Source organism: Nocardia sp. NBC_01730 (assembly GCF_035920445.1).
Taxonomy (GTDB): domain Bacteria; phylum Actinomycetota; class Actinomycetes; order Mycobacteriales; family Mycobacteriaceae; genus Nocardia.
Genome location: NZ_CP109162.1, coordinates 6562178 through 6574189, shown reverse-complemented (window position 1 = coordinate 6574189; position 12012 = coordinate 6562178). Strand labels below are relative to the sequence as shown.

Genomic DNA, 12012 nt, shown 5'->3' with positions numbered 1-12012 from the left:
TCCCTCACGTCCGGTCAGTCTAGTGCCCGGAACCGATCTACTTGCTGGGGCGTCGCCGGTGCGACTACGTCGATCACCTCGAGGAGCGCGCCGCGGGCCATCCGGCGCGGTTCGGGATCCATTTCGGTGAGCGCCGCGACGACGGCTCCGTCCACCACCGCGACCAGCCTGCGCAGTTGCTCCGGCCGCACCATCCGGTCGGACCGGCGCAGCACGTCGGCCAGCAGCTCGTCCAGCTGGGCGCGCAGTCGGAGCTGCACCTCCCGTAGCTCCGGGTGGCGCGCCGAGGCCACCGAGCGCTCGTAGCGGGCGATCAGGTGGCCGCGCGCGATCTCGTCGGGTCCGTCGGTCCCCACCAGCAGGTCGAGCACCAGGTCGACAGTGGCCTCCGCACCGCGGCGGCGGTGGCTCACCTCGCCGACTCTGCGGCGCATCGCGTCCAGCTCCGCGTCGCCGCTGAACTCGACCGCCCGCGCGATCAGATCGTCCAAGGAGTCGAAGTAGTAGGTGGTGGACGCCAGAGGTAGGTCAGCGCGCGTCGCGACCGAGCGATGCCGCACCGCGTCGAATCCGCCTTCGAGCAGCAACTCGGCGGCAGCTGATACCAGCGCCTGGCGACGCCGTTCGCCTTTCGGGGTCGTCGCGGTGATCACCGTGCCATCGTGCCAGTCGTCATCAGTTCTTCCAGGGGAAATCAGCGAGGAAAGCAATCAAGGTTGTTTTACCGCATCCGCGCGGCCACGGTGTCGAACTGCGGAAAGTTGTTGCTCGACAGGCGGATCACGCACCGAGATAGTGCCCTAGACGCAACAGCGCCGCTTCGATGTCCTCCGTGGCTCCCGCGAACGAGAAGCGCACCGTGCGATGTCCGTTCACGGTGTCGAAGTCGACGCCGGGCGCGAGCGCGACGCCGATGTGGTCGAGCACTTCCGTGCACCACGTGCGGGAGTCGTCGGTGAGATGGCCGATGTCGGCGTAGGCGTAGAAGGCGCCATCGGCGGGAGCCAGGTCGGTGATGCCGAGCTTCGGCAGCCCGTCCAGCAGCAACCGCCGGTTCACCGCGTAACGCCGGACGTGCCCGTCGAGCTCCGCCTTGGCCTCCGCGCCGAACGCGTGCAGCGCCGCGTACTGCGAGATGGCGGGCGGGCAGACGGTCAGATTCGACGCCAGACGCTGCAACGCGGGGCGCAGTCCACTCGGCACCAGCATCCAGCCCAGTCGCCAGCCGGTCATCGAGAAGTACTTGGAGACCGAGCCGATCACCACCGATTCCCGCGAGGTCTCCCACGCCGAGGAGGTCTTGCTGTCCGCGCCGGCGCTGTCGTACGTGATGCCGTGGTAGATCTCGTCGGAGATCAGCAGGGTGCCGTGTTCCTCGCACCAGCGGGCCAGTGCGGCCAACTCGGCGGGGGCGATCATCGTGCCGGTCGGGTTGGCGGGGCTGGCCACGACCAGGCCCGCGGGTGGTTCCGGCAGGGCTTCGAGCATGGCGGCGGTCGGCTGGAACCTGGTGTGGGCGCCGCAATCCAACTCGAGCACGCGGCAACCGAGCGCGGTGAGGGTGTTGCGGTAGGCCGGATAGCCGGGGCGGGCGACCACGACGGTGTCTCCAGGGTCGAACGCGGCAAGGAAGATCAGCGAGAACGCGCCGGACGAGCCGGTCGTCATCACCACGTCGTCCGGATCGACCGGATAGCCGTAAGTCTCACGATGGTGCTCGGCGATCGCCTCGCGGATCGGCAGGATGCCGAAAGTCTCGGTATAGCCGAGCAATTCGGATTCGATCGCGAGTCGGGTCGCCCGCAGCACCGGCGCGGGCGCGGGTGTCGACGGCTGGCCCGCGGCGAGTACGAGCACGTCGCCGTGGGTTCTGGCCCGTTCCGCGGCGGCTTTCCAGACATCCATCACGTAGAAAGGGGGAATGGTCGACCGGCGAGATTCTCTGGACACTCGACAGACGGTAGATCACGCGGTCGACGTGCGGTCGGGGTTAGGGTCGGCGTAATGCTTGAGAAAGCTCGACGAGACGGGCTCGACCGAGTGCGCGGAGTGGGTGGCATCGGAGTCATTCCGCGTGATCGGCGCGCGCGGGTGCGAAAGCGTTTCGAGCAGAGACTACGCACACTGTTCGGAGCCGGGGACTCCCTGTGGGCACGGCGGACACCAGCGGAACGCAAGCCGGACCCGCACGAGATGTGGCAGCGACGGCCCAGCGGGGAGGAACTGCTCGCGCTGGTGCGCACGCACAAGGTGCTGCTGGCCGGGCTGGCCGCTGCCGCGGTGTTCGCCGCGAGCGATACGTCTTTCGCGGGGACGGTCACGGATCGCACGCCGGCACCCGGCAGTGCTCAGCGCGTCGCCGTCGCCTATCCGCCGCAGATGCAGAACAGTCCGCCATCGGTGCGCCGGTTGCTGAACGCGATCGCCAACGGTGAGCGGCTACGCGAGCAGGCGGTGGTCACCGCCGCCGCGCGAGCGACTCTCGAACGCGCCAAGGCCGAGGCGGCCGCCGCGGTCGCCGGTGCGCGCCAGCCGTGGATGACCGGAAGCGCGCCGGTGCAGCCCGCAACGCTACCGGGTATCTCCGGCTTCGTTCTGCCCGCCCGCGGCATGCTCACCTCCGGCTTCGGTTCCCGGTGGGGCACATTCCACAACGGCATCGACATCGCGGGCCCGCTCGGCACCCCGATCTACGCGGTCGCCAACGGCACGGTCATCGACGCGGGCCCGGCCCAGGGCTTCGGCCTCTGGGTGCGGATCCGGCACGACGACGGCAGCGTCACCGTGTACGGGCACATGTACGACTTCTTCGTCTCGGTTGGTGAGCGAGTGCCCGCGGGCATGCAGATCGCCCGCATGGGCAACCGTGGTGACTCGACCGGCCCGCACCTGCATTTCGAGGTGATCGTCGGCGGCCAGCACGTCGACCCGCAGCAGTGGCTGGCGTTGCGCGGTCTGACCTTCGGCTGAGCCGGAACCGGCGACGCCGACATCGCTTCGATTTCAGACGGTGATGCGGTCCTCGACAGCGGCCAGGCCGATATCGGTGCGATAGTGGCTGCCGGGCAGCTTGATCGCGGCGATGCGGCCATAGGCGTGTGCGCGAGCATCGGCGAGGTCGGCACCGACGCCGACGACGTTGAGCACCCGGCCGCCCGCGGAGATCAGCGCGCCGTCTTCGCGCAACGCGGTTCCGGCGTGCAGGACGGTGGCGGCTTCGTCGAGCGCGCCTTCCGCCGCCCCGGCGATAGCGTCGCCGAGGCGGGGGCGGCCCGGGTAGTTCTCCGCGGCGAGCACCACGGTGATCGCGGCACCGTCGCGCCAACGCGGCGGGGTGACCTGCGCGAGCGTGCCCGTGGCGGTGGCATTCAGCAGTTCGCCGAGCGGACTCGCCAGCAGCGCGAGCACCGCCTGGGTCTCGGGATCGCCGAAGCGGCAATTGAATTCGATGACGGCGGGACCCGCCGCGCCGATCGCGAGCCCGGCGTAGAGCAGGCCGGAGAACGCGCTGTCACGCCGAACCAGTTCAGCCGCAACGGGTTTCACGACATCGTCGACGATCGCGGTGACCATCGCCTTGGGCAGCCATGGCAGCGGCGTGTAAGCGCCCATGCCGCCGGTGTTCGGGCCGGTGTCGCCGTCACCGACGCGTTTGTGGTCCTGGGCGGGCAGCAACGGAACCACCGTCTCGCCGTCGACCAGGCAGAACAGTGATACTTCCGGCCCGTCCAGGAACGATTCCAGCAGCACCGGATGGCCCTGCTCGAGCAGTTCGGCGCCGTGATCGCGCGCTGCGGAGCGGTCCGCGGTCACCACGACGCCCTTGCCCGCCGCCAGTCCGTCGTCCTTCACCACCCAGGTCGGGCCGAAGCGGTCGAGTGCGTCGTCGAGTTCGGCCGGGTTGTCCACGACCTCGCTGTGCGCGGTGCGCACACCTGCCGCGGCCATCACATCCTTGGCGAACGCCTTCGAGCCCTCGATCCTGGCGGCCGCCGCCGATGGACCGAAACAGGCGATGCCCGCTGCGCGCACCGCGTCGGCGACGCCGAGCACCAGCGGAACCTCGGGTCCGATCACGACGAGGTCGGCCGCCAGCTCTGCGGCCAGCCCGACCACCGCCTCCGCGGAGCACGGGTCGACCACATGGGTCTGCGCGTGCTGGGCGATGCCCGCATTGCCCGGGGCGGCGAAGAGCGCACTTACCGCGGGGTCCCTGCGCAGCGCCAGGACGAGGGCATCTTCACGGGCTCCGGAACCGATGACGAGTACACGCACGGCAGACAGCCTAAACGAGCCGGTTGCCGCCCGCGCCGCTACCGGCCGTGGTCGAGGGGATTATGGAAGGAGACAACGGATGTGGGCGCGCACCACCCGCACCGATCACACCGGAGCACCCGAAGGATGTGCTGACATGGGTCTAATCGACGGACTGATGGGCAATGCCGGACGGATCGATCCGGGCCAGGCGCAGGAGGAGTACGCCAAACTCCTCGGCAACGGTGAACAGGTCTACGCCGCGTACCTGCTGGTTCGCGACGCCATGCTGTTCACGAACCGCCGCCTGATCCTGATCGACAAGCAGGGCGTCACCGGTCGCAAGGTGAGCTACCACAGCGTCCCCTATCGTGCGATCACCCATTTCTCGGTGGAGACCGCGGGCACCTTCGATCTGGACGCCGAACTGGCGATCTGGATCGCGGGCACCGACGAGCCCCTGCTGAAAAGGTTCAACCGGCAGGTGGACATCTACGAGGTGCAGGGCATCCTGTCGCACTTCGTGGCGGTATAGCACGTGCCGGTGCGGCGTCAGGGCGGACGGACCGGTCTAGTCTGCGGACATGGCTTCTGTCTTCAGCGCGATCATCGCCGGTCAGCTCCCGGGCCGATTCGTCTGGGAAGATGACGAATTCGTCGGCTTCCTCACCATCGCCCCGGTCACCCCGGGCCACACCCTCGTGGTGCCGCGCAAGGAAATCGACCAGTGGCAGGACGTCGACGCCGACATCTTCGCCCGGCTGACCGGCGTCGCCCAGAAGATCGGCCAGGCCGTGCGCGCGGCGTGGGACGCGCCGCGCGCCGGTCTGCTGATCGCCGGTCTGGAGGTGCCGCACCTGCACGTCCATGTGTTCCCGGCCTTCACCATGGGCAACTTCGACATCTCCGGCGCCGACCCGAACCCGAGCCCCGAGTCCCTCGACGAGGCCCAGACCAAGATCAAGCAGGCCCTGCGTGACCTCGGCCACGGCGTCAACGTCCCCGGCTGAACTCGGTTCCGACCCCGCGCGAGAGAGAATGGTCCGACCGCCACACCCGGTCGGACCTTTTCTTCGTCAAGCCTGCACGTCGTGCAGGGGTGTATCAATCCCCCCGACCGAGACCGTCGCCAGCGTCTGGCTCGGGGTCCAGAAAACCCTGCCGTGCTCGAAATCCTGGTAAGCGCCGGTGTCCCAAGGGATTTCGTCGCTCGTCGGCCATCCCAGCGGGCCGTTCTCGTAGCCGGAGCGATTCCAGCGGTCGCGGATGGCGCCGTGCACCCAGTAGGCGCGCTCACTCGTTTCCCGGCGGTAGAGCGCGCCGCCCTGGAAATTCTGCACCTCACCCGATGGCTCACCGTCCGACCCGTGCAGCACGGTTCGGTCGGTGACCGGGTAACCGAGCGGGCCGGTCTCCCAGCGCAATTCCTCGTATTTTTCCCATAGCGTTTCCGGGATCGCGTGGGCGCCGGTGGAGGGGTGCCAGTAGATATGGCCGTGCTCGAACTCAGCGAACCGGCCCACGCCGTCGGGAGTCGCGATTTCGCCGTCGGTGATCCGTCTGCCCAACCACGGATTCGCAGCGGCGCAATCGTTGATCGCGTTCGGCTCCGACCCGCCCGATCCGCCGGAGGCAAAGCTCCGCACGTCGTCGGTGAATACATCCCACGGGAAATTCGATCCGACATCCGTGTGCGTGCCGATCCCAAGGCACTCCGTCACATACTTGTGATCGGAGATCCCAGCGCGCTCCTGATAAGGCGGCGCGATGACATACGTGTCGAAACCATATTTTCGGGCGTCCTGCACCGCCAGCCACGCCGCGATCCGTATGTCGTCGCGAATGGACATCCAGACGTCGCGGCTCCACGCGACGCGACTGCCGGCGAAGCAGAGGTTGATCGTGTACGGATTCGCGTCCAGCACAGACCAGCTCGCCAGGTCGGTGTCGACGACGTCGACGACCACACGATCACGGAGGGTGTAGTGGTAGCTCACACCGTTACCGGGGTTGTTGAGGTAGTTCGCCAAGCTCTCGGCGGTCCCGTTGCCCTCCTGCGTGTGCAACAGGAAATTCTTGATGCGCGCACCGTTGCGGCTGGAAGCCGAGTTGCCCATCCGATCGAGTTCGACGTACTCCGGTTTGTTCGCACCTCCCCCTTCCGGCGTAACCGCTTTCGACCACTGGCCGTAGTCGTCGGCGAGGACCTTGTTGACGTCCACCCCAACGCCGGCGACCTGATCGCGGTCGATGCGGATCTGGTGGATGTGCGCGGAGGGATGGTCCCCGTTGATCGAGGCATCGCCGGACCAGTTGTGTTGCCAGAACCACCTGGCGACGCCGTCCTCGAGCGCCCGATCGATGCAGCGCGCGTTGCCGTACATACCGGTCCACTCCCAGCCGACCACCGAGGCCCAGCCACGCAGGAACGGCGCTATCTGTGAATTCCACTCCTCCAGAGAAGGATTCGAGTCGACAGGCGCATACAGCGGCCGGAAGCCCGGCCCCCCGGCAGCGGAATGGTAGTCGAGCGCGATTCGGGCGTGATGTACGCCCGCGTCGTATCCCCCTTTCCAGTCCGACGTATCGCCCTTGCCGTACTGATAATTGGTCACCACCTCGAGCCCGATGGCACGCAGCCGGTCGCAGTAGTCGCGGGTCAGCGGCTTCGCACCGAAGTTCGTACCAGGCCTGGAGTCGGAGAAATAGCCGATGACCCCCGCGTATCCGGCGTCCTTGATCGCCTGCGGGTCGATCAGCGCGGCAGAGAAATCGATCAACTCGGTCATCACACACCCCCGTGTTCGAGTCCGCGCGTCCATCTGGAACGACGCGATATATTCGTTCACCTCAGCAACTTTCAGCTGAGAGCGACCCTCGATATAAACAGATTCGGTACGGAGGGCGAAAAGGATGCCGTCATATGGTATTTGTGGCCGATCCGGTGTTCGCTCGTGATGTGGGGAGCCGCATCGAACGTGTTTCGACAGCTGCTCGCAGCGACTCCGCACTGTTGTCGCCGATCCGCACCCGAAGACGCCGCTGCCCGGATCGATCTTGGTGTGACAAGTTCTGCAACGACGGGGCGTGGCACATGAGGCCGAACTGAAGCTAAGTCGCGCCGCCCGTGCATGAACGGAGTACCGATGTCACGCAGAAGATCCGACCGCAAATTGCCGCGATATTCTGGTAACTCAGCCGAGGGTGGAGACCGATCCGTTTCGCGGCGGATTCGGCAGTTGCCGCCTCTTGCCCAGCTGGGCCTATCCAGTCGGGTGGGCCCAGAATCTCGAGTCAGCTGGAATGCAGTGATAGACCATCTGAAAGTCAGCGCGACCTGGCGAGACGACATGCCCGTTGGTGGCTTGGAATGCGCAGCTCATGACAAGTTTGTACTGCCTGTCGAGTTCGAGATTCGGCACCATCGAATGCCACCGGTAGTCCGCCGGGATAGCGCTGTGGTTGTCCGAGTATCCGGCCTTGCCCTCGACGTAGGCCCCGCACGCCATCGTATTGCCGACGATGAGCCCCCGCACGTACGGCGAGAGCTGCAATGACCAGATGAGCCGGTTACCCCCGTCCGGCTGCTGGCTCGCATAAACGGCGTCCCCGGTAAATGTTCCGTGCTTCCCGTCGTATCTGTAGCTCTGGTGACCGGGACGGAAATCGGCATAGCCGGGATCGGCGTTCACTGGGGCTGCGGCAAAGACAACGGCAGCTGCGGCCAGGGCGGCGATGATCAGTTTCTTCGGTGTACCGATTTGGCGCGACATTTGAATTCCCCCTGCGGGATCGGCTCGACTTCGACATCGACCGGTAGCCCCTCGGCGATCGTGGCGATGTCGAGATCCCCACGGGCGTCCGACAAGTGGAACCAGACAAGCGTGCTGTCGACGTCATCGAGCTTGATCACGCCGGTACCGTTACGCGGTTTCCAGCGCCAGACAGTTCCGGTTTCCATCCATTGCCCCTCTCTTGTCGCGGCCTACTCGGTCGCGTTCCATAGTCGCTCGAATCTGCGTCGCAGCAAAGCAGTTCGCTAATACTTGCCGAGCCTATGCCGCCGAACCGCCTCGGCCCGTTACCGCCGCGCCCGTGCCAGCACATCGCCGATTCGGAAACCGGCGGATCATCCGCACTCACCGATACCGGCTGAAGGGCTGTCAGGCGTCAGCACTCATGTCCGGGTCGACGCGGCGCAGCGCCGATGCCAACCATTCAGACCGGCGGTGCTCGTCCGGCATCGCGGCCAGCCCGTGTGTCGCTTCCTCGATTGCTTCGGCCGTGTGCCCCAGCAGCGCCAGAACGCCGCCACGCTGCACGGCCCCGAATCCGGGGCCCCACCAATACATCGACGCGGGAGGTTCGATGCCGTCCGCCGCTTCCGCCGCCGCGTCGGCCATAGCCAACGCGCGTTGTGCTTCGCGCGTCTCCCCGTGCGCGGCCAACAGTTCAGCACGCCGCATTCGCCCGTAGGCCCTGATCGTGGGATGCGCGTCCCGTACCGCCAGCGCGGCGTCGGACCGGGCGATCACCTCGCCGTAATTCCCCGCGCTCACAGTCACGTAGCCGAGGAAGCCCAGGCTGTGCGCCAGCCGGTCCGGATCGCGGGCCTCCTTCGCCAGGCTCACTGCCGTGCCGAGGCTACGCCGGGCGGCAGCGTCGGCTCCTATCGCGTGCTCCAGCCATCCCCGGTACTGCGTGACCTCGGACGCGAGGGACGCCGCCTCAGTCGGTGCCGTGCGCGCCTCACGGGCAAAGGTCTCGGTCATGGCAGACATGCCCCGCGCCGCAGGGAGTACTGCCACAGCCCCGGCCACGTCCTCGATCCGGCGCGTAGCCGCCAACATCACCGCCACATCGGACAGGGCGGCGGTGTCTACGCTGGCCGGCGTTCGCGCTACCGCCGTCAGCCGCTCCAGGTCCGCGCCCAGCACCCTTTCGTAGGCGGCGGCGACACCGGCAGGTACCGGGCGCTGACCGGTCTCGATCAGTGACAGGTACGTCTTGCCGTAGTAGGTCCGCTCGGCCATCGCGCGCAGCGAGATTCCCGCCGCCTCGCGAGCGGCACGCAGCAGCGCACCGGGTTCCATACAGATCACCATAGCGCGGCTGTGGACGGCTGTGGACGCGTATTTGCATTGGCTTCAATCCGATTCGGTCGATGCTCAAGATAGCACCCGACACCGGGTTGACCTCCGAATCCTCGGCGTCGGGTGCCCACCAACAGAAGACACACACGACGCGCATACCTGGCATAGCCTTCTCGTCAGCGTCGGCGCGGAGCCTGCCCCAACCGCAGCTGCGGCCTCGTCGATATCGCCGAGCTGGATGAGCGCCCGCTCCAACTCCAGCAGGGGTCATAGCCGGATCGCGGCTACGAGTCGGTTCGATTTCATTCCGGGGCGGCCTATTCGTTTGTTGTGAGCTACCCGCGCGAGCCGATGCGCTGAGCCAGGTCGCGCAACGCAGGGTTACGCTCCTTCTCCCGCAGCTCCTCCACTACCTGCTTCAGCAGGGCCTGGTAGAACGTCCAGTCCCGGCCGCCGACCCGCTCGGCGGTGAGTAGCATGTCGAGCGCCCGCTGATGCTGCCCCATCCGCGTTAACGCCGCCGCCTGGTCCAGCAGATGCCGTGCTTGGCTGACCTGGGCGAGACCGGCCCCACGGTTCGGCATCTGCTTCGCCGCCTTCACCGCCTCCGGATACCGCTCCGTCGAGACATTGATGTCTACGGTCTGCATCACCACCTGCGACGGACCGAAGTTGCACTCATAGTCCTTGGTGTCCATGCCAAGTCGCTCGGCGACCTCCCCCGCAGCGTCCACCAACGCCAACGCTTCCCCGATTCGCTGATCCCGCCCAGCAGCGGTCGCGCCCTGCAACGTCAGGGACCCGTACACCGACAACTGCGACTTGGACGCATCCCCGACCGGTTCCACACTGGCCGCGGCCTTCAACGCCACCTTGTGCGATTCCTCGTATCGGCCCTGCACGAGTAGTTGCCACGCGACCGACCCGCGCAGCGTCGCCGCCAAAAGCGGGTCGTTGCCGCGCTCGGCCGCCGTCAACGCCGATCGGATCGCCACAAACGCCGGATCTGCCTGGCCTAGATGCACCAGCGTGCACCCAGTCACCCAGTACATGCGGGCCAACAGTTCATGCGCTGGCGCTATATCGGACGCCTGGGCCGCGTGCGCGGTCGCTCGCAGCTGCGAGATGCCCGGCGGCAGGATGCTCGTCAGCATCTCGTATCGACCGTTCCAGTACGCACCCCACGCGTAATCAACCACGCGCCTCGCTTCGGCCACTGTGACCGGCAGATCCTCCGCGCCATCGTCGATGAGATCGTCCACCGAAGTGAGGGCACGGCGGATCGCAACGACACCAGCGTCCGGGTCGGTGGAGGGAATGCCGTAGCGCTTACCGACCAGGTCTGCGATGTCGATGTCGAGAGCCCGTGCAATCTTTTGCAGACTCGCGATACTCGCGCCCTGTCGGCTGCCCTGTTCGAGCGCGCGAATCAGGGACGGGCAGACCTCAGCCTGCTCAGCTAGCTGCCGTTGGGTCATTGCCTTGCCGCGAAATCTACGGATCCGCGCGCCGATGCTGTCGTCCATCGCTGTCCTTCGGTGAGCCCCTCTGCCTTTCGAGAGTACCGAGGAAATCTCGCCGAAAGTAACACAACGCGTGTTACTCGAGTTGGATTGTGCGGCTTTACGTTTCAAGAGCCCTCGGTGCCGTGAAGTCTCGACATCCGACACTGGGCGGCACTCCAGAACACACACAACGCGCCCCAGGGGTAGAGCCTAATGCCTGTAGCTCTATTGATCGCCTTCGCCGTCGCAGCCGCCTTCTACGGCACGATCTGGTTCTTCGATCGGCCCGTGAGAAGCGCCGAGACATGCCATGCCGCACCCGATACTCCGTACACGCCGGATGACGCACACCTGGTGTGGCAGGCCCGAATCGGCTGCGACACCGAAACGTGCGCAGACAAAGCCGCCGCACTCGATGTCCTCATCGAAGCCAAGATCGTCAAACCATGGCGGGCCATCCGGTGACCACCCTCGCCGATGCCGAACAGTGGCGTCACTTCCACCGGAACTGCTACACCGAGCCCACATTCCGCTCGCTAGACCAGGCCCAGTTCGTCCTCAACGTCCACTCCGGCCACGGCCCGACCTGCCTGCAATACCTGGCGGCAGCGGCCTACAGCTTCGGCGCAGGGGACGGAGCAGACCATGCCGAATGACAACGAGCCCATCGGCATCAGGCAGAGCCACATCGACGGCACCCTGTCGATCATCGGCGCCGATGGCTGGCCCTACAGCCCCGAGGAAACCGCCGATCTCCTCAGGGAAGCCAGCGGCGGCCAGTCACTGGAGCTGCTCCAACGAGTCTCCGACGCTCTGCGCGCGCTGGCGAGGAAATCCGATGGCGCTCAGTAGATCGCAGGCAATGGTGCTCGGCGCTCTAGCCCAGGGCCGGCCGCTGACGACGCAGGAACTGAGCACCCGGACGGGTCTCGCGCCGACAACCGCGCGGGCCGCCGCGACATCTCTCGCTCTCGGCGGATGGGCATCCAGTATTGACGGGGTCCCGACCTACTGGCGGATCACTGCCGGCGGGCGCCGCCTTGCCGCGACACGCCCCTACTGCGAGTACCGGACCGCCATGCCTGACGGGGTCGGCGGCCCCAGAACGTGGCGGTAAGAGCCGGGATATCCGAGATAGATCCGATCAAGGGAGACCTGCA

Annotated in this window: 14 protein-coding genes; 6 read left to right on the top strand and 8 right to left on the bottom strand. The window is 66.6% G+C overall.

What is annotated here, in order from left to right:
• Positions 1–14: 14 nt before the first annotated feature.
• Together OHB12_RS27750 and OHB12_RS27745 are read right to left on the bottom strand one after the other, a co-directional pair.
• Complete coding sequence (locus OHB12_RS27750; protein WP_327112144.1) at positions 15–653, bottom strand: TetR/AcrR family transcriptional regulator; 639 nt, start codon at positions 651–653, stop codon at positions 15–17.
• A gap of 127 nt (positions 654–780) precedes the next feature.
• Positions 781–1950, bottom strand: coding sequence for a pyridoxal phosphate-dependent aminotransferase (locus OHB12_RS27745; RefSeq protein ID WP_327112142.1), 1170 nt, complete (start codon positions 1948–1950; stop codon positions 781–783).
• Between the two features lie 54 nt (positions 1951–2004).
• On the opposite strand from OHB12_RS27745, the gene OHB12_RS27740 reads away from it, so the two are divergent.
• The gene (locus OHB12_RS27740) at positions 2005–2970 is read left to right on the top strand and encodes a M23 family metallopeptidase (RefSeq protein ID WP_327112140.1); all 966 of its coding nucleotides are present in this window, start codon (positions 2005–2007) and stop codon (positions 2968–2970) included.
• Between the two features lie 33 nt (positions 2971–3003).
• Here the strand turns inward: OHB12_RS27740 and purD are convergent, their stop codons facing one another.
• A complete protein-coding gene (gene purD, locus OHB12_RS27735) occupies positions 3004–4275 on the bottom strand; it encodes a phosphoribosylamine--glycine ligase (RefSeq protein WP_327112138.1) in 1272 nt (423 codons plus the stop codon).
• 136 nt (positions 4276–4411) lie between these two features.
• On the opposite strand from purD, the gene OHB12_RS27730 reads away from it, so the two are divergent.
• Both OHB12_RS27730 and OHB12_RS27725 read left to right on the top strand, forming a co-directional pair.
• The gene (locus OHB12_RS27730; protein WP_327112136.1) at positions 4412–4789 is read left to right on the top strand and encodes a PH domain-containing protein; all 378 of its coding nucleotides are present in this window, start codon (positions 4412–4414) and stop codon (positions 4787–4789) included.
• A 49-nt stretch (positions 4790–4838) separates the two neighbouring features.
• Entirely contained in the window at positions 4839–5264 is a 426-nt protein-coding gene (locus OHB12_RS27725) for an HIT family protein (protein WP_327112134.1), read from the top strand.
• 66 nt (positions 5265–5330) lie between these two features.
• On the opposite strand, the gene OHB12_RS27720 is transcribed toward OHB12_RS27725, so the two are convergent.
• From OHB12_RS27720 to OHB12_RS27700, 5 genes are all read right to left on the bottom strand, one after another.
• Positions 5331–7043 (bottom strand): glycoside hydrolase domain-containing protein, encoded by a 1713-nt coding sequence (locus OHB12_RS27720; protein ID WP_327112132.1) that lies wholly within the window; start codon positions 7041–7043, stop codon positions 5331–5333.
• A gap of 474 nt (positions 7044–7517) precedes the next feature.
• Complete coding sequence (locus tag OHB12_RS27715) at positions 7518–8027, bottom strand: hypothetical protein (protein WP_327112130.1); 510 nt, start codon at positions 8025–8027, stop codon at positions 7518–7520.
• Complete coding sequence (locus OHB12_RS27710) at positions 7994–8215, bottom strand: hypothetical protein (RefSeq protein WP_327112128.1); 222 nt, start codon at positions 8213–8215, stop codon at positions 7994–7996. The genes OHB12_RS27715 and OHB12_RS27710 overlap by 34 nt, the downstream gene beginning before the upstream one ends.
• A 202-nt stretch (positions 8216–8417) precedes the next feature.
• The gene (locus OHB12_RS27705) at positions 8418–9347 is read right to left on the bottom strand and encodes a helix-turn-helix domain-containing protein (protein WP_327112126.1); all 930 of its coding nucleotides are present in this window, start codon (positions 9345–9347) and stop codon (positions 8418–8420) included.
• Between the two features lie 335 nt (positions 9348–9682).
• Complete coding sequence (locus OHB12_RS27700) at positions 9683–10873, bottom strand: helix-turn-helix domain-containing protein (RefSeq protein WP_327112124.1); 1191 nt, start codon at positions 10871–10873, stop codon at positions 9683–9685.
• Positions 10874–11065: 192 nt separating this feature from the next.
• Between OHB12_RS27700 and OHB12_RS27695 the strand changes: the two genes are divergently transcribed.
• Genes OHB12_RS27695 through OHB12_RS27685 form a run of 3 tightly spaced genes read left to right on the top strand, consistent with a single transcriptional unit; the run spans position 11066 to position 11704 of the window.
• The gene (locus OHB12_RS27695; protein ID WP_327112122.1) at positions 11066–11317 is read left to right on the top strand and encodes a hypothetical protein; all 252 of its coding nucleotides are present in this window, start codon (positions 11066–11068) and stop codon (positions 11315–11317) included.
• Entirely contained in the window at positions 11299–11508 is a 210-nt protein-coding gene (locus tag OHB12_RS27690) for a hypothetical protein (RefSeq protein WP_327112120.1), read from the top strand. The genes OHB12_RS27695 and OHB12_RS27690 overlap by 19 nt, the downstream gene beginning before the upstream one ends.
• Positions 11498–11704, top strand: coding sequence for a hypothetical protein (locus OHB12_RS27685; protein ID WP_327112118.1), 207 nt, complete (start codon positions 11498–11500; stop codon positions 11702–11704). Before OHB12_RS27690 ends, OHB12_RS27685 begins: the two co-directional genes overlap by 11 nt.
• Positions 11705–12012: the final 308 nt, after the last annotated feature.